We start from the raw sequence: 26,886 nt of genomic DNA, 5'->3' as shown, positions 1-26,886 counted from the left end.
AAGTCCTCGTGTGGATGTGTCTCCTGGCCGCCAACCGCACCGCACGACGCAAGCAGACGACCTCTTGAGCCGGTCACGCAGCTGCTCCGAGGGTGCGCTGCAGGCAGACTGCCCAGCATGACTGCGGGGTACGTTGGCCGCATCGCGCAGCGGCGCCGGCCTCTGTGGCGCGCGGCTCCACCAGGTAGCCGGAGCGCAACGCAGGTCACTCGCGGGGCAGCAGGCCCGGACACGCAGTGAGGTTTTCTCGACGAAGGTCACTCACAGTGTCCATTGAGGGGGAGAGCGGGCGCGGGCAATGTCGCCGATGCGGCTGGGGCTCAGGATGACCTCGCGCGGGAACAAGCCGAGGAAGAACGCCGGCTCGCCCACGAACGATGGCAGCGGGGCGGACGGTCGCCGAGCGGCGCCCTGCGCGGGGTCGGTGGCAACGTGCGCGGCCTGCTCGCCTTCGACCGGCCCTCGTCTGTGCCATCGACGCCGTCACGCCCGAGATCCAGCGGGCGACAGCGCTGTTGGCCGCACGCCGCGCCTGTGAGGGATGCCGCGGACCAGTGGGATGAGGGCCTGGCCATCAGGCCCTCCACCGGTCCCGACTCCCGCCGTTCCCCGCGCCGCCCGGCCGGCCGGCCGCCGAGCCGGTCAGGAGACCCTGGTCAGAGCCAGGACGACGTTGTGTCCACCGAAGCCGAAGGAGTGGCTGACGGCGACACGGACGTCCTGTCGGCGGGGCTCCTTGGTGACGCAGTCGATGTCGAACCCCGGAGCCGCGGCGTCCAGGTTCGCGACCGGGGGCACCGTGCCGTGCTGAAGGGTGAGCACGGTCAGCGCCGCCTCCACGGCGCCGGCCGCGCCCAGGCTGTGGCCGAGCACGCCCTTGGGTGCGGTGACACTGGGGCGGTGCGGCAGTACCCGGGCGATCAGGGCCGACTCGGCGGCGTCGTTGGCCGCTGTCGAGGTGCCGTGGGCGTTGACGTGGTCGACGTCGCGTGGAGCCAGGCCCGCGTCCGCCAGGGCGGTGCGCAGGGCCGCCTCCGCGCCCCGGCCGTCCGGGGCGGGCGCGGTGGGGTGGTGGGCGTCCGAGGTGCTGCCGCAGCCCACCAGCAGCGCGCGGGCACGGGCACCACGGGTGGCCGCGTCCGCGGTCCGCTCCAGTACGAGGACGCCGGCGCCCTCCGCCAGGACGAAGCCGTCACGGTCGGCGGCGAAGGGCCGCGACGCGCCGGTGACCGCGTCGGTGCGCCGGGACAGCGCGCCGGCGCGCCAGAAGCCCGCGGCGGCCAGCGGGGTGACGGCGGCTTCGGTGGCTCCGGCCACCGCGATGTCGCACCGGCCGGCGGCGAGGAGGTCACGGGCGACGGCGACGGCGGTGGCGCCGGAGGCGCAGGCGGTGGCCGGGGCGAGGCCGGGGCCGCGGGCCCCGAGGTCGATGGAGACCTCCCCGGCCGCCATGTTCGGGATGATCTGGGGGATGGTGAGCGCGGAGACCATGTCGGCGCCCCGTTCCGCCAGCCGCCTGGCCTGTTCCTCGCGCACCGCGTCCGCTCCCAGCCCGCAGCCGATGACGACGGCGACCCGGTCGCCGTCCCACGTCCGGGCATCGAGGCCGGCGTCGTGCACCGCCTCGCGGGCGGCGAGCACCGCCAGCACGGCGTTGTGCGACATGCGCCAGGCGGTGCGGCCGACGCGCCGGTCCAGGTCGTCGCGGCACAGCGGGACGCGGCAGGAGAAGTTCACGGGAAGGCCGGCCAGCGCCGGATCGTGCGCGGCCGCGGTGCCCGCGCCACGGCGGACCGCGTCCCAGGTGGCGCCGGTGTTCTCCCCGGCGGGTGTGATCAGGCCGAGGCCGGTGACTGCGACGGGCTCGGTCACGAGGGGGCCACCGCCCCGGTGTCACCCGCGCGCAAGGTGTCGAGGTGGTCGACGACCTGCGCGACGGTCGTGCTCCGGGAGGCGTACGCGCTGTCGATCTTCACCCCGAAGTGTTCGTGCACGATGAGCACCAGCTCCGCCAGCGCCAGGGAGTCCAGGTCCAGTTGCTCCAGCGTGAGGTCGGGCGCGATCTCGTCCTCGGGGATGCGGAAGGCGGTGTTCAGGATGGATTGGATGGTGTCGTAGGTGTCCGGCACGGTGTCTCCTCGCTGTCGGTCGGGGTGGAGAGGGTCAGCTCCGCAATACCGGCGTCGAATCCGACCGGCGGTGCGAAGTCCAGGTCGCGGCGGGCCGCGGTGAGGTCGAAGTAGTGCGGATGCAGCAGCTCCGCGACCAGGAAGCGGCTCAGGGCGTGGGTGCGGGTACTGCGTGCCGCGCGCAGGAGGGTGTCGCCGACCGCGGCCCCGATGGTGGCGAGCCGGGGCGGTACGGCGCACCAGCGGGCGTCGATGCCGGCGGCCCGCAGGAAGTGGCGGGTGATCTCGCGCAGCGGACGCGGGTCGCCCTGGCCGATGAAGTAGGCGCGGCCGCCCGCCGTCTGCGGTGATCGCCGCAGGCTGTCCAGGGCGAGCAGATGGGCGTGGGCAGCGGTACGCACATGGGTGGTGTCGACGAGGTTGCCGCCGTCACCGGGCATCAGCAGGCGGCCGGCCCGCACGGCGCGCGCGAGAACGGGGGCGAAATGGGGGTCGCCGGGGCCCCAGATGATGTGCGGGCGCAGTGAGACGGTGGCCAGCTCCGGGCCGTGGGCCGCCAGGATCAGGGCCTCGGCGCGGGCCTTGGTGGCGGGATAGGCGGCCAGGTGACGGGGCGCGGGGGGAAGGCTCTCGGTGACCCCCTCCAGGCCGCCGGGCCGGAAGACGACGCTGGCGGTCGAGGTGTAGAGGAGCGTGCGCACGCCGTGGGCGCGGCACTGCTCGATCACATGGCGGGTGCCGACGACATTGGTGGCCCAGTAGGGCCGCGGAGGGCCGCTGACGCCGGCCAGGGCGGCGTTGTGGATGACGGCGTCGCACCCGGCGACGGCACGGGAGACGGCGTCGGAGTCGGTGAGGTCGCCCAGGTGCTGGTGGACGCCCAGCCGTTGCAGCGCGCTGCTGGGGCGGCGGTGGAGAGAGGAGGTGACGTCGCCGCGTGCGCTCAGCCGACGGCAGATCTCCAGACCCAGGAAGCCGCTACCACCGGTGACCAGTACCTTCATCGAACCCTCCCGCGCAGGCGCTTGGCGGCCCAGCCGGCCAGGCGCATGCGGTCGATCTTGGAGTTGTGCCGGGGGTCGGTGGGAAAGGCGGTACGGATCAGCACGGCGCCGACGCGGTGCCCGTCCGGGTGGTCCTTCAGAACGGCGCGGACAGCCTCCAGGGCGCGGGCGCGGGGGGTGGAGGGCATGGGTTCCACGCAGAGCACGGGCAGTTGGCACACGGCCGTGCCCACGCCGACGAGGGCGGTACGCCGGATGCCGGGTGCGGTGTCCGCGGCGGCCTCGACCTCCTCGGTGGTCAGGGTGAAGCCGGTACCGGTGATCAAATGGGCCTTGCGCCCCAGGAACCACAGCCGGTCCTCGTCGTCGAGCCGGCCCAGGTCCCCGGTGCGGTGCAGCACACCGTGGTCGGTGTCGCTCTTGGTACAGGCGTCGGCGTCGGGACGCGCGTGGTAGGCGGGGCTGACGGTGGGGCCGGTGACGGCGATCTCACCGAGCCCGGTGGCGTCGGGGTCCAGGATGCGCGCGCGGATGCCGGGCAGTGGCCGGCCCAGGCAGGTGCCCGCGTGCCCGGCGGGCGGCGCGGTGCGCGAGGCCCGCAGGTCGTGGTCGCCGATCGCGGACACGGGCAGGCACTCCGTGGCGCCGTACACGCTGAGGATCTCGGCGTCGTCCGGCACGGCCTTGCGCAGGGCGTCGGCGAGACCTACGCGCAGCGGGGCTCCGAAGGACAGGATCTGCCGGACCGAGGGCAGGGTGAGGCCGTGGCGGGCGCAGTGACGGGCGATCAGGGTGAGGACGGCGGGGGAGGCCAGGACGATGCTCGCCCGGTGTTCCCGAAGGGGCCCGACGACCTCCTGCGGCGAGGTACGGGCCGGGGCCAGGTGGTTCACGGCCGGGACGACGGTGGCCAGGCCCAGCAGCGGACCGAGCAGCGCGACCGGCAGGAATCCGGCGAGGAGCACGTCGTCGGGCCGGGGGTCCATCAGCGTCGCCAGAGCGTCGAGCTGCCCGGCCAGGGTGGAGTGGCGGTACTCGGCGCCCTTCGGCCGTCCCGTGGAACCGGACGTGAAGGCGATGAGGGCCGGCTCGTCGCCGTCGGGCTCACGCACCTGCGGGGGCGAGGCACTGCCGGCCGGCGTCCGGGTGACCAGCCGCCGTCCCGCGGGCAGCGGCGCGGATCCGGTGACCAGGGCAGTCCGGACGTGGGGGCGGCCCCACCCCAGCGCCCGGCGCCCCAGGTGGGCCAGCGGCTCCCCGATGAAGACGTCCGGGGCGATGTCCTGGAGGCAGCGGCCCACCTCGGCGCGCGGTTCGATCAGCACGGGTACGGCGCCGAGCATGACCAGTGCGTAGGAGACGGCGGTCAGATCGTGGGCGTCGCGGGTCATCACGACGGCCTTGTGGCCGGGCCGGACCCCCGCCTCGCGCAGGTCCTCGGCGAGGCGGCGGCAGTGACGCACCAACTCGCCGCGACGGGTCGTCCGCGAGGTTCCCTTGCGGCTCTCCACGAGTGCGACGGCGTCGGGCCGCTCGGCCAGGCGCCCGGTGAAGTCCGCGGCGGTCGTGGTCATGGGGCTCCCTGGAGGAAGTCACGGATGTGGTCGCCCAGTTCGGCCGCGGCGTCCTCCATGACGAAGTGCCCGGCGCCGGGGAAGCGGTGGATGACGGCCTGCGGGAACCGGCGCGCCCACTCCTGAAGCAGGTCCGGAGTGAACACGGGATCGCGCATGCCCCACCCGACGAGCAGGGGCAGGTCCGCCAACGCGGCCCCGGCGCCGGGTGGTTCGAGCAGGTGCCACGCGGGGTCCGCTGGGCCGCGGGGGATCGCGCGTACGGCGTCGGTGACCGCCCGGCGCTCCGCGCGGCGGGCGTAGGGCCGCAGGTAGGCCCGCCGCTCGGCAGGGAGCATCGGATGGTGGACTCCGGCCCGTACGGCGACGCGGGCGAAGGCGTTGGTGGCATGGACGAGGGCGGCGACCGGCCGGTGGTCCCGGATCCAGCGCAGGTAGAACGGCAGCCGGAAACCTTCGGGGAAGGGGAAGGCCACGGTGTTGCAGACGACCAGCCGGGCCACGACGCCCGGGTTGCGCAGTGCCCAGGCGGTTCCGAGCGGGCCGCCCCAGTCGTGCAGGACGAACGTCCAGCCCCGCTCGGGCAGGCCCTCGTTGCGCACCAGGTGACGGTGGAGGCTGTCCAGGCCTTCCAGCTGGGCCTCGTAGGGGTCGGGCACCCCGCCCGCCGGCCGCAGGTGCCGGGACAGCCCGAAGCCCGGCAGGTCGGGAGCCAGACAGCGGGCGTGCGGGGCGAGCCGGTGCAGCAGCTTGCGCCAGACGTAGCTCCACGAGGGGTTGCCGTGCAGGAACAGCACCGGCCGGCCGGAGCCGAGGTCGAGGTAGTGCTGGCCGGTGACCGGTACCCGCCGCCAGTGCCGGGGTTCGGGGTAGCCCGGCATCAGCCGTTCCAGTGCGGCACGGTCCGGTGCCGGGGCGTGCCCGGCTCGTGCGGTCACCACCGGACGAGCGCCAGACCGAAGCTGAAACCACTGGCCAGGCCGATCATCGCCACCAGGTCACCGCTCTCGATGCGGTCGGCCTGCCGCGCCTTGGCCAGTTGCAGGGGCAGGGAGGCCGCCGCGCAGTTCCCGTGCTCGGCCACCGTGGGCATGCACCGGTCCTCGGGCAGGGAGAAGAGGTCGATCATCTCGCGGTACTGCGGCATGGCGATCTGGTGGAAGGCGATGAAGGAGACGGCGCCGGCCTGTGCCGCCCGGAGCTCGTCCCCCGCGGTGTCCATGATGCGGGGGAGCACGTCGAGCGCGCTCTGCCGCAGGTCTCCGTTGAGGCGCAGGGTGGTGTGGTCGTCGTGGACGGAGAGGTGGTGCATGCTTCCGCCGCCGGCCACCGTGCAGGCCTCCCAGGCGGGGGAGTTGCTGACGAACCGGAGGGACAGGATGCCGGGGTCCCCGTCGCCCGCGGGGCCGGCGGTGAGCACCATCGCGGCACCGGCGTCGGAGGCTGTGTAGCCGGGCAGTGCCCTGAGCAGGTCCTCTCGGGTGGGGAGGTGCCAGCGGGTGGCCAGGGTGGCTGGTTCACCGCAGGCGATGAGGACCGTGCCGTAGCGGCCGGTCTCGATGAACGAGGCGGCCACCTCCATGCCGTTGAGGAAGCTGTTGCAGGCGTTCTTGACGTCGAACACCGGGCAGGAGGCGCCCAGTTTGGTGGCCACGAGGTGGGCGGTCGCGGGTTCGATCAGGTCCTGCGAGGTCGAGGCGAACAGCAGCAGGTCCACGTCGCCGATCTTCAGTCCGGCTTCGTCGAGGGCGCTGCGGGCGGCTGCCACGGCGAGGTCGGAGGAGATGTCGCCGTCCTCGTGGACATGGACCCCGCGCACACCGGTGAGATCCTCCAGCAGGCCGGGCGGCGGGGCGTAGCCACCCGTCTCGGTGATCCTGACGCGGATTTCGTCCAAAGTCCGGTAACGGGACGGAAGATGAGCGGAGACGGCGGCGATACGGGCACGGATGGCTTCAGGCACCGGGTCACCGTAGCTGTTGTGAAACCGGCATGGCGTATGTGTATGGACATTCACTACAACGAGTGCTTCATCTCGGATTCTTCCACTCGCCACACGCTGCGTCCTCTTCAATCCGCACGAAGGTCAGTGATCGGCGTAAAGGGGTGGGGACTTGGCGATGCAGCAGTTCGAACGGGCCGTGGCGGTGGTGGGCGTGGGATGCCGGCTCCCCGGAGGCATCACCGACCTGGACGGCCTGTGGGCCGTCCTGCGCGACGGGCGCGACATGGTCGGCGAGATGCCCGCCGACCGGCTGCCCCGCGACCGGACCGTCGACCCGGGAGGCGTGCGGGCGGGCCGCAGCTACACCGCCGCCGGCGGCTTCCTCCAGGACGTCGCCTCGTTCGACGCCGCCTACTTCGGCATGTCACCCGCGGAGGCCCGGCACATCGACCCACAGCAGCGGCTGCTGCTGGAGATGGCCGCCGAGGCACTGGACGACGCCGCGATTCCCGCCGAGTCACTGGCCGGGACGGACACCTGCGTGTACGTGGGCGTCTCCGACCCCGCATACGGCGTGAACCTGTCCATGATGCAGGACCACACGAGCCCGCACACCATGCCCGGCACCGCCCTGTCCATCACGGCGAACCGGATGTCGTACGCCTTCGACCTGCGCGGGCCGAGCATGGCCGTGGACACGGCCTGCTCCTCCGCCCTGGTCGCCCTGGACCGGGCCTGCCGCACCCTGCGCGAGGGCCCGGGCCGCGTCGCCCTGGCCGGCGGCGTCAACGTGCTGTCCAACCCCTACTCCTTCGCCGGATTCTCCTACGCGGGCATGCTGTCGCGCCGCGGACGCTGCGCGGCGTTCTCCGCCGACGCCGACGGGTTCGTCCGTGCGGAGGGCGGCGCGGTGCTCGTCCTCAAGCGCCTCACGGACGCGGTGGCGGACGGCGACCGCGTCCACGCCGTACTGGCCGCCACCGGCAACAACACCGACGGCCGCAGCACCGGAATGATCGTGCCCAGCGCCGAGACCCAGGAGGCGCTGCTGCACACGGTCTACGCGGAGGCCGGCATCGACGCGGACGACCTGGTGTACGTCGAGGCCCACGGCACCGGTACCCAGGCCGGCGACCCGGCGGAGGCCGAGGCCATCGGCCGGGCCCTGGGCCGGCGCCGCAGCCGCGGACCGCTGCCGATCGGCTCGGTGAAGACGAACATCGGCCACCTGGAACCCGCCGCCGGAATGGCCGGCCTGCTCAAGGCGATCCTGGTCCTGCGCCACCGGCTGGTACCGGCCTCCCTGCACGCCCTTCCCCTCAACCCCCGCATCGACTTCGACGGCCTGGGACTGGCCCCCGCCATCGCCCCCGTCCCCGTCCCGCTGGAGCCGGGGCAGAGGGCGGCCGTCGGAGTGAGCGCCTTCGGTTTCGGCGGGGCCAACGCCCACGCCGTCGTCGTCCAGCCGCCCGCTGCCCGCCGGATCGAGCCGGATCCGGTGCCGCACGGGCGTCCGCTGCCACTCGTCGTCTCCGCCCGGTCCGCCAAGGCGCTGAAGCAGATGACCGCCCGTATGGCGGAGCGACTGCGCAACACCGGGCCGGCGGACTTCTACGACCTGGCCCACACCAGCACCGTACGGCGCACCGCGCACCCGCACCGTGCCGCCGTACTGGCCGCCGACCCGCAGGAGGCCGCCCGGCAGCTGGACCGGCTGACGGCCGCGGAGCCCGCGAGCGGGGCCATGGTGCGCGCCGGCGAGCGGGACGGGACCGCGTTCGTGTTCTCCGGCAACGCCTCCCAGTGGCCGGGCATGGCCGCCGACCTGCTGCGGGAGGAACCGGTCTTCCACGAGGCCGTCCAGGAGGCCGACGCGGCCCTGGCACCCCACCTGGGCTGGTCGGTGGCCAAGGAACTGGCCCACCCCTCCCCCCGGAAATGGCAGCGCACCGAGGTCGCCCAGCCCGCCCTCTTCGCCGTGCAGGTGGGCCTCACCGCGCTGCTGGCCTCGCACGGAGTGCACCCGCGGGCGGTGACCGGACACAGCGTCGGCGAGGTCGCCGCCGCCCTCGCCGCCGGGATCCTCACCCTGGAACAGGCCGCGCTGGTGATCGCCGAACGCAGCCGCACCCAGGGCGCCACGGCCGGCCGGGGCCGGATGGCCGCCGTAGGCCTCCCCGAGGCACAGGCACGTGAGGAACTACTCCGCCAAGACGGCGCACTGGAGATCGCGGGAGTCAACAGCGACCGGGACGTGACCGTCGCCGGGGACGCCGACGCGCTCGCGGCCTGGGGAGCCGAACTGACCGGCCGCGGCGTCTTCTTCCGCGAACTGGACCTCGACTACGCCTTCCACAGCCGGCTCATGGACCCCATCAGGAAGCCACTGCTCGACGCCCTCGACGGCCTCCGACCCGCCCCGGCCCGCATCCCGTTCGTCTCCACCGTCACCGGCACCCCGCTGCACGGGCCCGAACTCGACGCCGCGTACTGGTGGCGCAACGTCCGTGAGCCCGTACGGTTCGCCGAGGCCGCCGCCCGCCTCGCCACCGAGCACGCCGGCGTCCTGGTCGAGATCGGACCGCACCCGGTGCTGCGCCCCTACCTGCGCCACACCGGCGCCCCGTGCGTCCCCACCCTGCACCGCGACGGGGACGGCCTCCGCGAGACCGCGGCGGCCGTCGCCGCCGTACTCGCCGCCGACACCGCGACCGACTGGCGCCACCACTTCCCGCGCCCCGGCCGGGTGGTCGACCTGCCCGCCTACGCGTGGCAGCACGAACGGCACTGGCACGGCACCGCGCAGGACCTGGTCACCCACACCAGCGGCAGCGGACTGCTCGATCATCCGCTGGTGGGCGAGCGGATGCCCGCCCCGCACCCCGTGTGGCACGGCACCGTCGAGCCGCAACTGGTGCCCTGGCTGGGCGACCACAGGATCGGCGACGACGTTCTCATGCCGGCCGCCGCCTACGTGGAGATGGCCCTGAGCGCCGGTCGCCGGGCCATGGACCGCCCGGTCGAGGTACGGCACCTGGAGATCGGCCGCCCACTGTCCCTGCGGTGGCCGGACCCGACGCCGGTCGCCCTGCAGACCGCGGTCACCCCCGACGACGGCGCCGTGACCATCAGCGTCCGTGAGGAACACGGAGGTGAGTGCCTGCCCGTGGTACGCGCACAGGTCCGTACCCTGCTCGGCACGGCACCGCCCCCGCTCGACGTCGGCGCAATCCGGGCACGCTGCGACCGGAGCGTCGACGGCCCGGGCTTCTACCGCATGGGCCAGGGCATCGGTCTGCACTGCGGACCGGACTTCCAACTCGTCGACCACATCGACATCGGCGAAGGGGAGGCGCTGGTCAGCTACCGGCTGGAGCACCCCGCCGACGCCTACACCGCCCACCCGGTCCTGATCGACGCGCCGTTGCAGGCCACCGTGGCCCTCGCCAAGGCCCAGGGGAAGTCCGCCGCGTTCCTCCCGACCGTGTTCGCAGCCGTACGCGTGTGGCGCACCCCCGCACCCACCGGCGTCGTACATCTGCGCCGCCGCAGCCGCAGCGCCAACGAGATGTGCTGGGACATCACCTACGCCGACCCCGACGGCACGGTCACCGCCGAGATCGACGGCTGCCGCACCCGCCGGGCGCACCTGGCCGAACACACCCCGCTGACCGTCCAGCGCACCGTCCTGAGAGCCGCCCCCCACCCGGGCGCCGCCGCCCCGCCCTGGCCGCTTCCCACGCCCACCGAGGTGGCAGCCGCGGTCGAACCGCGCATCACCGCCGCACGCACCGCCCTGGACGACGGCGGGCACCGCCGGTTCACGGCAGCCGCCGAACAGGCCGGCGCCCATTGCTGGGCCGGGACGCTGCGCGGTCTTCTCGCCGACCCGGCCGCCCCGTTCTCGATGGACGACCTGGTGGCCGGGGGCCTCCAGCCCCGGCACCGGCGGCTCGCCCGGCTGATGCTGCCCCTGCTGGCCGAACACGGTCTCGCCCGGCCGGCCGGGCAGACCTGGCAGCTGACCGGCGCGCAGACCCGCGCCGAGGCCCTGCTGCGCGGCCTGGTCGAGGACCACCCCGCCTACGGCGCCGAGACGCTGCTCCTCAACCGGCAGCTGCGCCGGCTGCCCGACGTGGTGCGAGGACACGCCGACGCACGCGAACTCCTGCCGGCCGGGGACAGCGCGTACGAGCAACTCCACGAGTCCGGCCCCGCCCACCGCTTCGCCCACCGTGCCATCCAGGCCCTGCTCGGCGACATCGTCGCCCGCTGGCCCGTCGACCGTCCACTGCGCGTCCTGGAGTTCGGGGCGACCACCACCGCCCTGACGGCCGCGGCCCTGCCCGTGCTGCCGGCCGACCGAACCCGCTACACCTGCACCGCACCCACCCGCAGCACCCTCACCCGCGCCGAACACCGTTTCCCGGCCCACGACTTCGTCGACTACCGCACTCTCAACCCGAACACCGATCCGGCCGACCAGGGCCTGCCCCGAGGCACATTCGACCTCGTCCTCGCGGGCGACTCCCTGCACACCACCACCGACCTGGCCGCGACCCTGCGCCGGCTGCACAGCCTGCTGGCCCCCGGCGGACACCTGCTGGCCACCGAACCGCACCACGCGCCGCTCCAAGCCCTGCTGTACGGCACACAGAACGACTTCTGGGAGCGCGGAGACCACACCCTGCGCCCCGTATCCCGCATCCTCGCCCGGGACCGGTGGGCACCACTGCTGCACCGGTGCGGCTTCTCCAGTGCGGTGCAGACCGGGGCCGAGGACCGCTCCGTCCTCCACGCCGCGGCGGACCAAAGCCAGGCGGTAACCACCACCGAGGCAGCGCGGCCGGTTCCGGACGCCACCTGGGTGATCGCCGTCGAGGACGGCACCGAGACGGCGACCGCGCGAGCTCTGGCCGCCCACCTCGGCAAGGCCACCGTGATCACCGCGCCCGACGAGACCGCCGCCTGGAAGGCGGCCCTGCCCACGGACCCCGATCCGCGCGTCGTCCTGCTGCTCGCCGCACCCGGCACGTACGAGACCGTCACACGGACCACCCGCCGCGCGGCCCTCCTGCGCTCCCTGGCCACCGCCTGCGACGACCTGACGGGCAAAACCAGCCCCCAGGTATGGCTCGTCACACGCCCCACCGGCCTCTTCCCGGCCCCGGAGCAGCCGACGCACCCGGTGGACGCGGCCGTCTGGGCGGCCTGCCGCACCTTCGCCAACGAACGCCCGGACCTGTGCCTGCGCCGCCTGTCCTGCCACCGCACCGGTGAAGCCGACACCGACGCCCGCCGCCTGGCCGGCGAACTGCTCGCACCCGGCGACGACGACCGCAGCGCTCGGGAGGACGAGATCATCCTGACCGCACGGGGCCGGTTCGTGCCCCGACAGGTACAGCACCCGGTCAACGAGCCCCCGGGCGCCCCCGCCGGTACGCCGTTCATTCTGGAAGCCCGTGACCCGGGCCTGCACCGGCGGCTCGTCTGGCGGCAGGCAGACGACCCCGAGCCGGGACCGGGCGAGGTGGTACTGGAGATGCGGGCCGTGGCCCTGAACTACCGCGACCCCATGCGAGCCAACGGCCTGCTCCCGCCCGAGGCGGTGGAGAACAGTCCGCTCAGCCGCGGACTGGGCACCGACGCTGCCGGCATCGTGCAGGCCGTGGGAGCGGGGGTGGAGGACCTGAAGCCCGGCGACCGGGTGTGCGGCATCGTGCCCGCCGCACTCGCCTCACACGCCACGACCCCCGCCTTCTCCGTGGTCCGCATTCCCGACGAGATGAGCTTCACGGAGGCGGCGACCTTCCCCGTCGCCTTCCTGACCGTCCACCAGACCCTCGTCCACCAGGCCCGGCTCGGTGCCGGGGAGACCGTGCTCGTGCACGGCGGTGCCGGGGCGGTGGGTCTGGCCGTCCTGCAGTGCGCCCGCGCGCAGGGCGCCCGCGTCATCGCAACCGCCGGCACGGAGACCAAACGGGACCTGCTGCGGACGCTCGGCGTCGAGCACGTACTCGACTCCCGCAGCCTGGACTTCGTCCCCCGAGTGCGGGAGCTGACCGGCGGTCAGGGTGTGGACGTCGTGGTGAACTCCCTCAGCGGTGAGGCCATCGCCCAGGGCCTGGACCTCCTGCGCCCCAACGGCCGCTTCATCGAGCTCGGCAAGAGGGACATCTTCCTCAACAACCCGATCACACTGCGCCCCTTCAACCGGAGTCTCACCTTCATCGGCTTCAACCTCGACGCCGTCGTGGACGAACCGTCCCTGCGAACCCAGCTCGTCGAGGATTTCGGCGCGGCGATCGGCTCCCGCACCTACCGGCCCCTGCCCCACTCGGCCTATCCCGCCGCCCGTGTCGACGAGGCCTTCCACCTCCTGCAGCACTCCCGGCACACCGGCAAGGTCGTCGTCACCTTCGACCCCCTGGACGAACCCGTCCCCGTCGAACCCGCCCCCGGCTCCCTCCGCCTCGACGGCGACGCCACCTACCTGATCACCGGGGGACTGAGCGGGCTCGGCGCAGCCACCGCCCACCTGCTGGCCGACCGCGGGGCCCAACACCTGGCGCTGCTCTCCCGCAGCGGACCCGACGCCCCCGGCGCGCACACCCTGCTCCGGGAACTCGCCGACCGCGGTGTGCAGGCCACCGCACACGCTGCCGACGTCACCGAGGAAGCGGCGCTGCGCCGGGTCCTCGACGCCGTGGACGCCACCGGGCACGCCCTGCGGGGCATCGTGCACGCGGCGATGCACATGGACGACGCGGTGCTGTCCGACCTCACCGACGACCGGTTCGCCGCCGTACTGGCGCCCAAGGCGGCGGGCGCCGCCCTGCTGGACCGCCTCACCGCCGACCGCGATCTGGACCTGTTCCTCGCGTACTCGTCCGTGTCCGCCAGCATCGGAAACCCAGGACAGTCCGCCTACGCGGCGGCCAACGCCTACCTGGAGGCCCTCACCCGGGCCCGGCGCGGCACCGGCCGGACGGGTACGGCACTGGCCTGGGGGCCGATCGGCGAAACCGGATACGTCGCCCGCAGCGGCATGGAGGCCGCCATGGCCGGACGCGGCCTCGAACTGCTCACCCCCGCCGAGGTCCTGACCACAGCCGACCACCTTCTGGCCGCCGGCACCGATGTCGCCGGAGCCGGCCGTTACCGCTGGCAGACCGCCCGCCATCTGCTGCCTGCCCTGGCCACACCCCGGTTCGCCCCGCTGGCCCCGGCGTCCTCCGCGGCATCCCCGGACGCCCGTAACGAGCTCCTGAACGCGCTGGCGGACCTCCCGGCGGACGAGGCGGTACGCAAGATTACCGACACGATCACCCAACTCCTCGCCGGTGTCCTGCAGGCCGACCCGGCCGGTCTCGAGCCCACGGTCAACGTCACCGACTTCGGACTGGACTCGCTGCTGGGCATGCAGTTCCTGATGCAGGCCCGGGACCTCTTCGACATCCGCCTCGGACCGGCCGACCTGGCCACCGGACGCACCCTGGCCCACTTCGCCCGTCTGGTCCACCAGCGGCTGGACCTGAGCGCCGCCGACCGGCAATAGACGCAACGCGGGCGTCCGCCGTGCCGAGGCATCCCGGTACGGCGGACAGTCGCAGCCACCTCCCGCGGTCACGCATCACCCGCCACCACCTGTACCGACGTCCTAACCCCGCCTGCCCGACTGACACCACCGCCGGCGACAAGGCCGACCGCGACGCCGGCACAGGACGGCTACACGTTGGCCAAAGCACCAGGCGCCTGGCCAGTACTGGGACACGCCAGACAACTGCTGCGAGATCCGCTCGCCTTCATGGAGTCGTTGCCCTCAATCGGGCGATCTCGTCCAGATCGGCGTCGGCCCGCTCACGGTGACCGTTGTCTGTCACCCGGACCTTGCCCGCCAAGTCATGCTCGACGACCCGATCTTCGACAGGGGCGGCTTCCTCTGGGACCGCATGCGGGAGGTCGTCGGTGACGGCGTGGCCACCGTCGGACGTCACAAGCACCGCCGTCAGCGGCGCATGCTCCAGCCGGCCTTCCGACCCCAGGCCGTCCGCCGTCCGCACCTACGCAGCGGTCATGAGCGAGCAGGTCACCACGATGACGGCCAGTGGGGGGAGAGGGTGTGCTCGACACGGGCGCGGACCATGCGGTGCTGTGCGTCGTCCTCCTCCTCGCCCTTGAGCAGAGGCCGTCCGGGGCGTTTGCGGTGCGGGCGATCAGGCCGGTGCTGATGTAGGCGCCGTCGCCGCGGACCGTCACACCTTCGCAGTGTGCGGCCAGGCCGGAGTCCCGCCAGGCTCTCGCGTCCGCCGCGTTGCCGGGCACCGGCCACCACCAGACTCCCCCGACGCCCCCGCTGGCCGAGGCGCGAGGTGGGTGGGCCGATGTCCTTCGACTGTCGGGTGGTGGTTCGTGCTCACAGCCTCACGTGGGTGAGGAAGGTGGTGCGGCTGGGGCAGGTGGTGTGAGGGAGGTAGAGCGCGTGGAGTGGCGCGTGGATGGGGGGTTCGAGGGTGAGGACGTGCGCTTTGCCGCCCGCCGCGCGGCCCGGTGGTGTGGTGACGAAGGCGATGTGGCGGGTACCGATGACGGCTGTGATGGGGGGTGTGCCTTGGCGTGCGGTGCGTTCGGTGTTCGGTTCGAAACCGGCGTTGCGGCAGTGGTCGATGAGGAGGTCGGAGTAGCCGGAGCGGCCGGGGGCGCCCCAGACGAGGAAGGACTCGTGGGCGAGTTCGGGCAGTGTCACGGATGTGCGGGCGGCCAGGGGGTGGTCGCAGGCGACGGCGATGTGCAGGCGCTGGTGGCCGAGGGTGGTGCGGGTCAGACCGTGGGCGGGCGTCATTCCGCGGCACAGGCCGATGTCGATGTCACCGGCGAGGAGGGCGGCGGTCAGCTCCGAGGGATAGCGCTGGTGGATCTCGGGGGTGAGGGCGGGATGGGTGTCGGTCACCGGTGCGAGCAGGGTGACGAGTTCGTCGCCGGTGACGGCGGGGGTGTAGCCGATGCGGAGCGTCTGGGTCTCGCCGCGTCCGATGTGCCGGGCGCGGTGCAGGGCGGCGCGGGTCATGCCGTTGAGGACACGGGCGTCCTCAAGCAGGGCCGCCCCGGCGGGCAGCACGGTGACGCCGGTGCTGCCGCGCTCCAACAGCGGCACCCCGACTTCGCGTTCGAGGACCCGGATGGAGGTGGACAGGGCCTGCTGGGACAGGTGAAGCCGGGCGGCGGCGCGGGTGAGACTGCCTTCCTCAGCAACGGCAATCAGGTGGTCGAGTTTGTTCAGGTCCAGGCGCACCTCAACGCCTCTCGGCTCGATGGTGGACGGTGAAGAGGTTGGCTGCCAGCGTGGCGGCCACCGCCAGGCCCATGCCCAGGACGGCGCCGCCGATTCCCAGGGCGGGTGCGCTGAAGCCCAGAGCCAGCACCACGAGTGCACCGGCGACTACCAGCAGGGCGTGCCCCACCGCTCCGTTACGGGTGGCCAGGTGCAGTGCCCCCAGCATCAGGAGCGCGAGCACCACGGGGACGGCGACCGCCAGTCCGGCCCCCCGGGTGGAAAGGTGTCCGTGGTGTTCGGCGGCATCCAGAGCCGCCTCCAGACCCGCGCCGATCGCGGCCAGCGCGGCGAAGACCACGTAGTGGCTGTACCCCCAGACCAAGGCGGTGCGCAGCGTGGTCAGCCCGGCTTCGTTTCCGGTGAAGTAGATCCACCACAGGGCGAAGACGAGCAGCAGGCCGCCGATCGCGATCAGGAGGACCGGGGCGGACAGTCCGCGGTCGGCCACGGTGGAGCGGAGGGCGGCGAGTGAGCCGAGGATGACCTCGCCCAGGACGATGATGGTGAAGAGGCCGTAGCGCTCGGCGATGTGCCCGGGGTGCCAGCTGGTGGGTTCGCCCCGGTATTCGGCCCATGCCGGCACGGCCAGCTCGGCTGCGACCAGCACCAGGAAGGTGGTCCACGCCCAGGCGTCGGGTGCCCACAGGCGGGCGACCCAGCACATCTGCACCACGGTGATACCGGTGGCGTAGCGCAGTGCACCGCCGCGGCCCTCGGGGTGCTCAAGGGCGGCGCGCAGCCACTGCGCGACCATCGCGACCCGCATCACCACGTAGCCGACCACGACGAGGGTGAAGTCGCCGTCCTCGAACACGGCGGCCACCCCTGATGCCAGCACGAGCACGCCGGCCATCTGCAGCAACGTCAGCAGCCGATAGGGCACATCGTCGGTGTCGTAGGCGGAGGCGAACCAGGAGAAGTTCATCCAAGCCCACCAAATCGCGAAGAACACCGCCGCATAGGCAGCCAGCCCGGAGCCGACATGGTCTTCCGCGAGGGAGTGATGCAACTGGGACGCGGCCTGAGAGACGGCGACCACGAAGGTCAGGTCGAACAACAGCTCCAGCGGCGTCGCCGCCCGGTGCCTCTCCCTCGGATCCCGCCCGCGCATCACCCGCCGCAGCGGTCCGGTCGGCGTGACATCAGCCTGGCCGCTCATCGCGTCCTCTCTTCCGCATTCGGTCGGCGTCACTGACCGGTCCCCGTCCTTCCCGCACGACCGGGACGCCACGGGCACAGGCACCGAGCGGGCCGGTCCGCCCGGCCCGCGATATGACATCGGTGTTGTGCTGTACGCATCCCCCGGTACCACCGGCATGGCCCACCCGCCAGCCGCGAGCTGGGCCGGTGAGCGAAACATGCCGCCATGCGGGCGATCCCATGGACGCCCCGAACCCGGCACGGCGGACAGGAAGGACCGCTCAAGGCCTGGCCGGTTTCGGAGCTGCTGATGCGCCCGTCGGTGACGGTGAAGGCCCACCGAGTGCGCATACTTCCCCAGGTGGCGTTGGTGTATGTGACCGTCAGTGGTCCGACCGTCGGGCGAGACGCCCTTGATGTCCATGTGGCCGCTCGAGGAGAGGATCTCGCGCTCCGCCCACGCGGCAAGGTCACGGTCAGTGCCGTCGTCGGACATGGTGGCTTCATCGGTCAGCGTGGCGAAGAAGACGTCCTTGTCGCCGGCGCTGGCGACGTCGACGAAAGCGGCCGCCGTGGGGTCACTCGGATGTGAGGTCACCACTACCTCCTGGGGTTGCGCGCAGGGCGCCGACGCCGGCGGAACCCGGCCGTGCCGGGGCCGGCCGGGACGCCCCGCCGGGCGGGCACGAGGTCAGCGGGTGGTGTAGCCGCCGTTGGGGAACATCGTCTGGCCGGTGAACCACCAGCCTTCGGTGGCCAGGAACCTGATGATCGGGACGATGTCCTCGATGTGGGTGAGCTGGTTGCCCATCGCCTGCGACTTGTGGAACTCCACCCGCTCCGGGGTCTCCTGACCGTAGAAGAACGGCGTGTCCATCGGCCCCGGAGCCACCGTGTTCACGGAGATCCCGCGGTCCGCGAACTCCTTGGCCGCCGCCCGGGTGAAGTGCTCCAGCGGCGCCTTGCCGCCGGCGTAGGTGGAGTAGCCGTCAGTGAAGGCGGCCAGCAGAGACGTGCCCAGGCTGATGATCTTGCCGTGGTCGTTCAGCCGGCGCCCGGCCTCCTGGATGAAGAAGTACGCCGCCTTGGCGTTTATGCCGAACATGCGGTCGTACTCTTCCTCGGTGGTCTCCAGGATCGGCTTGCGCAGCACCATCCCGGTGGTGTTGACCGCGATGTCGGCGCCACCGTAGGTGTCCACTGCCGTGTCGAAGAGCCGCCGTACGTCGGCGACCTCCGTCAGGTCCCCCTGGACGGAGACGGCCTGCCCTCCGGCCTCCTGGACCGCCTTCACCGTCTGCTCGGCGTCGCTCTCGGAGCTGTGGTAGTGCACGACCACCTTCGCCCCGGCCTCTGCGAACGTCCTGCTGATCAGCCCGCCCAGGTTCTTCTCGCCACCTCCGACGACGGCGACCTTGTCCCGCAACGTGTTCTCAGTCATGCTCCGCACTCCCTCACGTCCTTGCCGGCGATCGTCTTGATCACCTACTACGGCGAGCCTAGGCGGACATTCCGGTCATCGGGTAACAGAAGTTTCGGGTCGCTCCACAAGCATCATCGGTACCCCAGTCGGCAGACCAGCCCGCTGGAGAGCGGCTGCTTCCCGCCTTCCTCCACGGTGTCGCCTCAAGCGCTCCCGCACTCGCATGGCCGCCATCTGCGGAAATTTCCGGTCAGTCCCGGTACTCGCAGTGGGGCTGCGACCGCATCTCCCTGTGCAGTGCGCGGGCCGGGCACCGTCGCCCGGACGGACAGGACCAGGCGGCTGTTCCTGTCGAGCGCGAACCGGCCGTACGGGTTCATGCGGGTTCAGAACAGCGGTGGCAGGGCCCCGCCGGTCGGCGTCGGTGAGCCGCTTCTTCCACTTCTCTTCGTTCGGAATGTCCTGCAGCAGCAGGGTGTTGACGTGCGCCAACGCGGACTGGAGCAGGTGCAGGGCGGGCAGGGACATCTCCTGGGTCTCCTTGTCGGAGCCGGTCAGGTCGCCGTCCTTGCCGTAGAACCCGTCCACCTCAACGCCGGCCGGACCATGATCAAACCCAACGGCGCTTTCTGTACCGCAACTACCCACACCCGCGTACGGTGCGGCCAGGGCTACAGCCCGCGGTCAGCGCCGTTCCTGTCGTGCATCGAGATTCCTTGCCCGCTGCCAGCCGCTCGACGGCGGCCAGGGCGTCCCGGCGGTCCCGGCTCAGCGCAGGCCCGCCGCGAGTACCGGAACCGGGTCGGCACGGCCACACCGTGTGCCTCGCCCATCTGGCTGACGCCGATCGCGACGCCTACCTGACGGGCCTGGCTCCCGGTCGCCGGAGACTTCGCTCCGCGACAGAGGGGGCGGATGCAATCCGGCCGGCTGCGGCCATCGGGACGCTACGCGGGTCCCGGGGGCAGGTGGACGGTCATGATCAGGTGGCAGGTCTCGGCGCCTGAACCGCGGTAGGTGTGGGGGGCGTCGGCGTCGAAGGTGGCGGTCTGTCCGGCGGTGACGGGGTACTCGGCGCCGTCGACGACGAGCACCATCTCGCCTCTGGTGACGCTGACGGTCTCGGTCACGCCGGCCTGGTGGGGGTGACTGGGGTACTCCTCGCCGGGTGCCAGTGCCCAGCGCCAGACCTCGGTGGCCGCCGGGCCGCCGGTGGTCAGCATGAGCCGGGCCTCGCTGCCGCGCTCTCCCTTCCACAGGGGCATGACGGTGTCGGCGCTCACCACCCGCACGCGCTGTTCGGGGCTGCCTTCCATCAGTGCGGAGACGGAGACGCCGAGGGTGTCGGCGAGGCGGACCAGGGTGGCGAAGTTGGGGTTGCCCTGGGCCCTCTCCAGGGCGACGAGGGCCCCCTTGCTGACCTTGGCGCGGCGGCCGAGTTCGTCCAGGGACAGTCCGGCGCGGGTACGGGCCGCGCGGACGTTGTGCGCGAGCGTCCGCAGTGCCGCCTCGGTCTCGGCCATCGGTTTTGTCCTCCAGCAGCAGGTCGTTGTGCTGCACCGTGCGGTCGTTCGGTTGAGAGCTGCGGTCGGTGCGTTGTACGGTGCAGTCGTTCCATTGATAGTAAGGGCTGTACGTACCGTGATCGCTCTCCTGCTGGCTGGGCAGCTCCCTGGTCTACGGGTGCGCCGACTTCCTCGGCGGCCTCGGCGCCCGCAAAGCCCACGTTCTGCGGAGCGTGATGATCGCCGCACCGGCCTCGCTCACCGTCGAGCTGCTGCTGTGGCCCTTCCTCGGCGCCTCCTTCGCCCCCGCCGCCCTCGCCCGGGGCGCGGCCTCCGGCGTGGCGTCGGCCGCCGCGTTCGCCCTGCTGTACCGCACGCTCGCGATCGGCCCGATGAACGTGCTTTCCCCGATCACCGCGCTCATTTCGGCGATGCTGCCGGTCGGCGTGGGGCTGGTGCAGGGCGAGCACCTGGGCCTGGCCGGGCTGATCGGCCTGCCGCTGGCACTGGCGGCGGTGGTCCTGGTCGGCGCCGGGCACGGCGCAAAGTCGGCACGCCCCTCGCGCACCGCGCTGCTGCTGGCCTTCGGCGCCGGGGCCGCCATCGCCCTGCAACTGGTCTTCCTGATACCAGGCGCCGTCCGACAGCGGCGTGGGCCCGCTGATCGTCGGCCGCGCCATCTCCTCCGCCCTCACCCTGGCCGCCGCCGGCGTGATGTTCCGGCGCCTGGGCCTGGAGAAGCCCGCCTACGCGATCTCGGCGGCGGCCGGTGTGCTGGACTCGGTGGCCAACCTGTTTTTGCTGGCCGCCCGCAGCGGCAACCTGGCCGTCGTCGCCGTGATCACCGCCCTGTACCCCGCCGCCACCGTCCTGCTCGCCCGCAGTGTCCTGGCCGAACGATCCACCGCGGCCAGCTGATCGGCCTGTACCCCGCCGCCGTCGCCGTCGGCCTCCTCGCCCTCACCTGAACCACCACCCTGTACGGAAGGATCCCGGCATGTTCATCCAGCCCTGGGACGCCGCCCTGGACGACGCCGAATGGCAGACCTGGATCGCGGACGGCCACGACTTCGGCATCCTCAGTGTCAACGGCCTGCGCGGCCAGGCCCCGGTCGTCGTGCCCACCCACTTCACCGTCGACGGCACAGCCCTGCTGATCCATCTCGCCCGCCCCAACCCCGCCTGGAAGACGATCGAGGCCGACCCGAACGTCACGTTCACCGTCACCAGCGACTACGCCTTCATCCCCGGACCCTGGCGGGCCAAGCCCGGCACCCCGCCCACCGACGGCGTCCCCACCAGTTACTACGCCGCAGTCCAGTTCACCTGCCAGGCCACCATCGTCGACGAACCCGAGGCCAAGGCCGAACTGCTGCGCCGCCAGATGGCCCACTTCCAGCCCGACGGCGACCACGCCCCCATCGACCCCGGCCAGCCTCCCTACGGGCGGATGCTGCCCGGCATCCGCGGCCTGCGCCTCGACGTCGCCGAGGTCCGCGCCAAGTTCAAGTACGACGACCATAAGCCCGTCGAGCAGCGCACCGACGCCGCCCGCCGGCTCACCGAACGCGGATCCTCGCTGGACGCGCCCACCGCGGCCCAGCAACTGCGCCGCCTGGACCGCGTCGGTACCTGGAAGTCCTGACCGCCCTCGCCCCCAGCCCGATCCCGGAACGGAAGCGCTCTCACGATGACCACCTTCCGCATCAGCCCCGCCGTCGCCGACGCCTTCCCCGACACCCTGATCGCCGTCGTCACCGCCACCGGCCTGCACGGCTGTGAGCCCTGGCCCCGCACAGCCGCCGCTGTGGAGATCCTGGAACAGGACCTCGCCACCGGCGCCTGGACCCCCGCCGACGAGAGCGACCCGCGCATCGAGGCATGGCACACCGCCTACCGCTCCTTCGGCACCAACCCCCGCCGCACCCGGCCCAGCGTCGACGCCCTCGGCCGCCGCCTGGCGAAGAAGGGAACGCTGCCCCGGACCAACCCGGCCGTCGACTCCTACAACGCCGTCTCCGTCCGTCGCGGCCTGCCCGCCGGCGCCTTCGACCTCGACCACGTCACCGGCGACGTCGAGATCCGCTACGCCGAGGGCACCGAGACGTTCACCCCGCTCGGCGAACCCGACACCGTCGAGAATCCCAAGACCGGCGAGATCATCTACACCGACACCACCGACGTCCTCACGCGGCACTGGAACCACCGCGACGCCCACCGCACCCGCGTCACCGAGAACTCCACCCACGTCGCCTTCGTCGTCGAAAGCCTCCACGCCACCCGCGACGGCCACCTCCTGACCGCCGCCGCCGACGAACTGCAGGACCTCCTCACCGAACACTCCCTCCAGAGCACCGTCCACTGCCTCAGCCCCGCACACCCGCAGGCCACCCTCTGACACCACGCCCTGGCATCCGGGTGACGGCGAAGGCCGGACAGCACCTCGTCCGGGCCTTGTTGCTTACTCCTGGCCACCGCCGTCCTCGTCCAGCTCCAGCGCGTCCGGGTCTCGCAGCGGACGCAGGGCGCCCGGAGGCCGGGACCTGGGCGGTTAAGCTGTAGCGGCCGCCGAGCAGGTAGGTTGCGGTGCCTGCGCGGGAGCACGTCCCCCGCCCCTATGCGCCCCCTCCCGCGCCCGCCTCTCTGACGGCCTCAGTTGAAGGCCTTCTGCCGACGGCCGACCTCCTGCTCGCTGGCGACCTCACCGGCACCGCGGTCGCCGGCCGTGACCGCGGAGCCTGTATCGCCCTGCGGACCGCCCTGAGACGGGCGTTGACCAGGTGCTTGACGCCGCGGTGCCGGGGCTTGGCGACGCCACCATGCGGGCCAAGCTGTAGTAGTGCGCTGTTCGGGCATGGTCCGGGCGGTCAGTTCGACCTCGACGATCTGGAGGACGATGTGGAGGTGGCCGGTGACGCCGGTGATGGGGTTGCGGGAGGAGCGGGAGGCCGCTGCCCGGGTGTGTGCGGGCGGAGCTGGCCGAGGCCCTGGCTGCCGCCGATGGCGGAGCAGCGCAGGAGGTGCCGGAGCTGGTGCCGGCGGCCCAGCGGTGCAGGTCCCGGTCGCGGGGTCAATCGTGCCGCACTTCGGTGACGACTGCCGCCCTCTGCGGTGCAGGAGCGGCGTGCTCCCGCCGCCCCAAATGTGCCGCCGCCGGTGACGACCGGGGAGTGTGAGCGCTCGGCGTTGCCGGACCTCAGCCAGCTGTCACGGACTTTGCGTTCCCCGTCCGCTGCCGAGCGTGTCCGCCCAGGCCAGCAGTTCGGGAGCGTCCAGCGTCGGCAGCCACCTGTCGGCCTGGCCGGTACCGTCGCCCTTTGGCCGGGGGCCGACGCCCAGGACCCGCAGGCCAGCCCGTCGGGCCGCTTCCACGCCGGTTAGTGAGTCCTCCACCGCCAGCGCCCGGTGCGGGTGGACACCGCAGAGCCGGGCCGCCACGGCGTACACATCGGGGTGCGGCTTGGGGCGCACGCGGTCCCCGGTGTCGGGTACGACGAGGTGCTCGAAGTGCTCGAGCAGCCCGGCCCGTGCCAGGCTGCCTTCGACCACGACCCTCGGGCAGTTGCTGGCCACCGCCAGCGGCAGGCGGCCGGAGAGCAGCCGTACGACCCGGACCGCACCTGGCATCGTCACTGGTTCGTCGGTGACGAGTGCCAGGAAGTGGTCGAGAAGCGCGCCTGTCAGGCCCTCGGTCAGTTCGGGTTTGTGCACGGACTGCGCCATGAGTCGGCCGCAGTCCTCGTAGTGCAGGCCAAGGGCCTGCTCGGCAAACCCGGGCGGTGGCTGGAGTCCGTGCTCCCGGAACGCCTGGCTGCGAGCCTCCTGCCAGTGGCGTTCGCTGTCCATCAGGGTGCCGTCGCAGTCGAAGACGACGGCTTCGGGCGACCAGTCGAGCAAATCGTGGTCCGAGCGGGTCACTGAGGTCTCCCATACCTTCGCATGTATGTGGCATTCCCGTAACCGGAGGAAACGGAAAGATAGCGACGGCTACGTTATTTCCGTCCAGGCAAATCGGGCAATAACCCTTTTCGGTGACTAGGCGTGCGCCGGAAGTAGGCGTATGGCTGCGCCGCGGCGACATCTGCGAAGCGGGCCGCCAAGGCCTTCAACTCCTCGCGCGGGCACGCCGGTTGCCGCGCTTGCTGGATCGTGCGAGGCCCTGGAGTGCTTTGCTTCCGATACCACTCGCAGGCGTTCGCATTCGAAAGAACTATGTAATCAGCGCACGAAAGAGCCCTGTTGGAACGCCAGGCGTACGCTGGCGCACTAAATTCTTGAGTGGTGTGAAATCAGAGCGAGGGCGGACGGAACATTGCAGGAACGGGCGAAGGAAACCCGCAGATCACTGCTTGAAGCGGCTGCCCAACTGTTCGCTGAGCAGGGATACGCGGCCACCAGCGTCAATGACATAGGCGCGAGGTCCGGCCGGACCAGCGGTGCGGTGTACTTCCACTACACCGGCAAGGAGGGGATCGCCGTCGCCGTCGTCGAGGACCGGTTCGCCACCTGGTCGCAGCTCGCTGCACGATATGGAGACGAGACGCTCCCCCCGCTCGAACGGCTCGTCGCCCTCAGCTACGACATTGCGCACGCCCTCACTCGGGATCCCGTGACGCGTGCCGGTGCCCGTCTGTGGGCCGAGCGCACCGTCATCACAGCTCCCGTACCCCACCCCTTCGCGTTGTGGACCGCCGCCGCCACGCGACTGCTCGCGCAGGCCCGGCTGGCAGGACAGGTCAACGAGCACGTCCGCCCCGCCCGTGCGGCCCGCGCTCTCGTGCCTGCGTTCTTCGGCCTGTGCACTCTCACCGAGGCCCTTGAGGGTACGACCGTCCTCAACGACCGCCTGACCGACTGGTGGCACCTGACCTTGCCGTCCCTCCGGCCGCAACCGTCTCGCGACGACCATCCGGCATGCCGGTGACGCACATCGGGCTGATGGGCCGGTGCGATGGTCGCGGGCCGGCGGGGGTGCCGGGGACCGCCTCATCCTCGTTCGCTGTCCTGGTGGCGGCTGGAAGAGGGCAGCGGACCTTGATCCGGCCAGGGCTGCGGCCGGCTCTGTGCGCCTTGGTCGAGCCCGACGAGCGGGTGACCCGATGTCGCCGATGCGGTGCACGACGAGGAGTTCGTCCATTTGGCGAGTCTGCGGTAGCGGATGAGGCTGCAGGCGATGGCGGTGAAGGCCAGGAAGTGCCAGGCCTTCCGTTCGAAGCGGCGGTGCAAACGGCGGCAGTCGATCCAGGACTTACGGGCCCGGGACTGGGCCGAACACCCCACGCTCACCGGCAGACTGGCCGCCGTGATCGCCCTCGGGGAGCTCGCGATCCACCACCAGGACATCGTGCGCGGCCTCGGTCTGGACGGTGAACCGCCGCCCGCCGTGCCGTCGTACATCCTGTGGGTGGGGGCCCTGCTCAGCAGCCATTCGAACCTGCGCGTGTGGCGATATCGCGTGGTCCCCACCGACGGACACCCGCCGTTGGGCGTGCCGCAGGCCCTGCGGCCGCCTGAAGTGCTCGGCACCCGGGAGGCGCTGGGCATGTGGCTCGCCGGGCGCGACGCCGCCGCCGGGGAACTGCACTTCACCTCGTCCCCGCCGACGGGCGACGGCGGACGGGACCCCGCATCGGAGCAAGGGGTGAGCAGGTGAACCCCGAACACATCGAGGCCCGGCGGGTGCTGGTCGACGGGGTCTCCACGCTCTACTGCACGCACGGGGAGGGCGCCCCGGTCCTGCTGGTGCCCGGCGTCGGCACGAGCGCGCGGGACTGGTCACCGGTGATGCGAGAGCTGGGTGAGTCCTGCCGCGTCCTGGAGGCCTTCCGCAGTGCTCGGAACCGACCGGGCAGCGCCGCGACATCCTGGTACTGGACCGGCTGCACCGCGTCCGCGTCCCGACGCTGGTCGTCTGGGGCGACACCGACACCCTGTTCCCGGTCTGGCAGGGACGGGCGGCGGCGCGCAGGTTGCCGAACGGCAGACTCGTCGTCCTGGCGGGCGCCGGGCACGCCTCCTACCTCGACCGGCACACCGACTTCATGGACGCCGTCGGGCCTTTTATACGCGACAGCGACGACCGGGCCCCCTGACCGCGGGCGCACAACGGAAAAGGGGTGCACATGACCGACCGAGCCCGGGAGGGCTTTCGCGAGGAACGCCACGACGTGGTGATCGTGGGTGCGGGGGTGGGCGGCAGCGTCGCAGCCTTCCGCCTGGCCCAGTTCGGCGTACGCAATGCCGTACTGGAACGCGGACGGCGCTGGCCCGTCGATCCGTCGGGCGGGACCTTCCCCGCCTTCCCCTCGCTGGACCGGCGGCTGATCTGGCTCGACGACGAAAGCGCCGCCCTCACCGCGCCGCGCGACGCACCGTGGTCGGTCCTGTCCGCAGCGGTGAAGGCTGCGCTTCCGCGTTCCACCGGACTGCTGGACATCGTCGTACAGGAAGGCGCGATCCTGGTGTGCGGGGCGGGAGTCGGAGGCGGCACCCTGGGGTACGGAGGAGTGCTCGCCCAGCCACGGCCGGACGCGTTCCACCGGGTCTTTCCGGCCGGGCCCGACTACGAGCTGCTGGCCCGGGACCACTATCCCAGGGCCCGGCGCCGGCTGGGCGGGGCGCCGTTCCCCGAAGACCTGCTGACCGAGCCACCCTATCGCGCCCACCGGCTCTTCGACCGGGCGGCGCGCGCCTGCGGCCGCACTTGTCAGCCCAGCGCCGATGGACAGTGGCCTTGCCGGCACCGGCCCGCGCCGCCACGGCGTCGACGGACACCTGTTCGCAGCCCTCGTCGCGCAGCAGCTCGCTCGCCCCCCGTCGCGCGAAGGTGTCG

Annotated in this window: 20 protein-coding genes and 5 pseudogenes; 9 read left to right on the top strand and 16 right to left on the bottom strand. The window is 72.2% G+C overall.

Going from position 1 to position 26,886, the window contains the following annotated elements; translation table 11 throughout:
* Positions 1–642 precede the first annotated feature (642 nt).
* From ACIQ1J_RS31160 to ACIQ1J_RS31135, 6 genes are read right to left on the bottom strand one after another with little or no spacing between them, the layout of a single operon-like run.
* The gene (locus ACIQ1J_RS31160; protein ID WP_403562079.1) at positions 643–1,872 is read right to left on the bottom strand and encodes a beta-ketoacyl-[acyl-carrier-protein] synthase family protein; all 1,230 of its coding nucleotides are present in this window, start codon (positions 1,870–1,872) and stop codon (positions 643–645) included.
* Positions 1,869–2,129: an acyl carrier protein gene (locus ACIQ1J_RS31155; protein WP_403562077.1), complete on the bottom strand. Its 261-nt coding sequence runs from the start codon at positions 2,127–2,129 to the stop codon at positions 1,869–1,871. Before ACIQ1J_RS31155 ends, ACIQ1J_RS31160 begins: the two co-directional genes overlap by 4 nt.
* Entirely contained in the window at positions 2,093–3,133 is a 1,041-nt protein-coding gene (locus tag ACIQ1J_RS31150) for an NAD-dependent epimerase/dehydratase family protein (protein WP_403562075.1), read from the bottom strand. Before ACIQ1J_RS31150 ends, ACIQ1J_RS31155 begins: the two co-directional genes overlap by 37 nt.
* On the bottom strand, positions 3,130–4,707 hold the full coding sequence (locus tag ACIQ1J_RS31145) for an AMP-binding protein (RefSeq protein WP_403562073.1): 1,578 nt from the start codon (positions 4,705–4,707) through the stop codon (positions 3,130–3,132). Before ACIQ1J_RS31145 ends, ACIQ1J_RS31150 begins: the two co-directional genes overlap by 4 nt.
* A complete protein-coding gene (locus ACIQ1J_RS31140; protein ID WP_403562071.1) occupies positions 4,704–5,645 on the bottom strand; it encodes an alpha/beta fold hydrolase in 942 nt (313 codons plus the stop codon). Before ACIQ1J_RS31140 ends, ACIQ1J_RS31145 begins: the two co-directional genes overlap by 4 nt.
* Positions 5,642–6,670 (bottom strand): 3-oxoacyl-ACP synthase III family protein, encoded by a 1,029-nt coding sequence (locus tag ACIQ1J_RS31135; RefSeq protein ID WP_403562069.1) that lies wholly within the window; start codon positions 6,668–6,670, stop codon positions 5,642–5,644. The genes ACIQ1J_RS31140 and ACIQ1J_RS31135 overlap by 4 nt, the downstream gene beginning before the upstream one ends.
* Before the next feature lie 157 nt (positions 6,671–6,827).
* Between ACIQ1J_RS31135 and ACIQ1J_RS31130 the strand changes: the two genes are divergently transcribed.
* On the top strand, positions 6,828–14,210 hold the full coding sequence (locus tag ACIQ1J_RS31130) for an SDR family NAD(P)-dependent oxidoreductase (protein WP_403562067.1): 7,383 nt from the start codon (positions 6,828–6,830) through the stop codon (positions 14,208–14,210).
* Between the two features lie 247 nt (positions 14,211–14,457).
* Here ACIQ1J_RS31130 and ACIQ1J_RS31125 read toward each other — a convergent pair whose 3' ends face one another.
* From ACIQ1J_RS31125 to ACIQ1J_RS31090, 8 genes and pseudogenes are all read right to left on the bottom strand, one after another.
* Positions 14,458–14,715: a hypothetical protein gene (locus ACIQ1J_RS31125; protein ID WP_403562065.1), complete on the bottom strand. Its 258-nt coding sequence runs from the start codon at positions 14,713–14,715 to the stop codon at positions 14,458–14,460.
* A 53-nt stretch (positions 14,716–14,768) separates the two neighbouring features.
* Positions 14,769–14,980: pseudogene (locus tag ACIQ1J_RS31120) on the bottom strand (IS5/IS1182 family transposase); the annotation flags it as partial.
* An 88-nt stretch (positions 14,981–15,068) separates the two neighbouring features.
* Positions 15,069–15,944, bottom strand: a complete 876-nt coding sequence (locus ACIQ1J_RS31115; protein ID WP_403562063.1) for a LysR substrate-binding domain-containing protein — start codon at positions 15,942–15,944, stop codon at positions 15,069–15,071.
* A gap of 1 nt (position 15,945) precedes the next feature.
* The gene (locus ACIQ1J_RS31110) at positions 15,946–17,145 is read right to left on the bottom strand and encodes a low temperature requirement protein A (RefSeq protein ID WP_403562061.1); all 1,200 of its coding nucleotides are present in this window, start codon (positions 17,143–17,145) and stop codon (positions 15,946–15,948) included.
* A gap of 266 nt (positions 17,146–17,411) precedes the next feature.
* Positions 17,412–17,724 (bottom strand): annotated as a pseudogene (locus tag ACIQ1J_RS31105) (nuclear transport factor 2 family protein); the annotation flags it as partial.
* A gap of 93 nt (positions 17,725–17,817) precedes the next feature.
* Entirely contained in the window at positions 17,818–18,567 is a 750-nt protein-coding gene (locus ACIQ1J_RS31100; protein ID WP_403562059.1) for an SDR family oxidoreductase, read from the bottom strand.
* Positions 18,568–18,642: 75 nt separating this feature from the next.
* Positions 18,643–19,077 (bottom strand): hypothetical protein, encoded by a 435-nt coding sequence (locus ACIQ1J_RS31095; RefSeq protein WP_403562161.1) that lies wholly within the window; start codon positions 19,075–19,077, stop codon positions 18,643–18,645.
* A 419-nt stretch (positions 19,078–19,496) separates the two neighbouring features.
* Positions 19,497–20,072: an XRE family transcriptional regulator gene (locus tag ACIQ1J_RS31090; protein ID WP_210958526.1), complete on the bottom strand. Its 576-nt coding sequence runs from the start codon at positions 20,070–20,072 to the stop codon at positions 19,497–19,499.
* A gap of 118 nt (positions 20,073–20,190) precedes the next feature.
* Here ACIQ1J_RS31090 and ACIQ1J_RS31085 point away from each other — a divergent pair.
* The 3 genes and pseudogenes from ACIQ1J_RS31085 to ACIQ1J_RS31075 all read left to right on the top strand — a co-directional run bounded on the left by ACIQ1J_RS31085 (position 20,191) and on the right by ACIQ1J_RS31075 (position 22,452).
* Positions 20,191–21,022, top strand: a pseudogene (locus ACIQ1J_RS31085) (EamA family transporter).
* Positions 21,023–21,051: 29 nt separating this feature from the next.
* Positions 21,052–21,699, top strand: a complete 648-nt coding sequence (locus ACIQ1J_RS31080; RefSeq protein ID WP_403562057.1) for an FMN-binding negative transcriptional regulator — start codon at positions 21,052–21,054, stop codon at positions 21,697–21,699.
* A gap of 45 nt (positions 21,700–21,744) precedes the next feature.
* Positions 21,745–22,452: a B3/4 domain-containing protein gene (locus tag ACIQ1J_RS31075; RefSeq protein WP_403562055.1), complete on the top strand. Its 708-nt coding sequence runs from the start codon at positions 21,745–21,747 to the stop codon at positions 22,450–22,452.
* A gap of 809 nt (positions 22,453–23,261) precedes the next feature.
* Here the strand turns inward: ACIQ1J_RS31075 and ACIQ1J_RS31070 are convergent.
* Positions 23,262–23,972: an HAD family hydrolase gene (locus ACIQ1J_RS31070; protein ID WP_403562053.1), complete on the bottom strand. Its 711-nt coding sequence runs from the start codon at positions 23,970–23,972 to the stop codon at positions 23,262–23,264.
* 394 nt (positions 23,973–24,366) lie between these two features.
* On the opposite strand from ACIQ1J_RS31070, the gene ACIQ1J_RS31065 reads away from it, so the two are divergent.
* From ACIQ1J_RS31065 to ACIQ1J_RS31045, 5 genes and pseudogenes are all read left to right on the top strand, one after another.
* Positions 24,367–24,978, top strand: a complete 612-nt coding sequence (locus tag ACIQ1J_RS31065) for a ScbR family autoregulator-binding transcription factor (protein WP_403562051.1) — start codon at positions 24,367–24,369, stop codon at positions 24,976–24,978.
* A 70-nt stretch (positions 24,979–25,048) separates the two neighbouring features.
* A pseudogene (locus ACIQ1J_RS31060) lies at positions 25,049–25,186 on the top strand (ISAzo13 family transposase); the annotation flags it as partial.
* A 26-nt stretch (positions 25,187–25,212) separates the two neighbouring features.
* Positions 25,213–25,707: a hypothetical protein gene (locus ACIQ1J_RS31055; RefSeq protein WP_403562048.1), complete on the top strand. Its 495-nt coding sequence runs from the start codon at positions 25,213–25,215 to the stop codon at positions 25,705–25,707.
* Between the two features lie 151 nt (positions 25,708–25,858).
* The gene (locus tag ACIQ1J_RS31050; RefSeq protein WP_403562159.1) at positions 25,859–26,146 is read left to right on the top strand and encodes an alpha/beta fold hydrolase; all 288 of its coding nucleotides are present in this window, start codon (positions 25,859–25,861) and stop codon (positions 26,144–26,146) included.
* Between the two features lie 30 nt (positions 26,147–26,176).
* Positions 26,177–26,305 (top strand): annotated as a pseudogene (locus ACIQ1J_RS31045) (NAD(P)-binding protein); the annotation flags it as partial.
* Positions 26,306–26,405: 100 nt separating this feature from the next.
* Here ACIQ1J_RS31045 and ACIQ1J_RS31040 read toward each other — a convergent pair.
* Positions 26,406–26,855, bottom strand: coding sequence for a TetR family transcriptional regulator (locus tag ACIQ1J_RS31040; protein ID WP_403562157.1), 450 nt, complete (start codon positions 26,853–26,855; stop codon positions 26,406–26,408).
* Positions 26,856–26,886 lie beyond the last annotated feature (31 nt).

The organism is Streptomyces sp. NPDC097107, assembly GCF_044762405.1.
In the GTDB taxonomy this organism is placed as follows: domain Bacteria; phylum Actinomycetota; class Actinomycetes; order Streptomycetales; family Streptomycetaceae; genus Streptomyces; species Streptomyces thinghirensis.
Note: the sequence above shows the minus strand (reverse complement) of the source record. Positions and strands in the feature narration are given on the sequence as shown.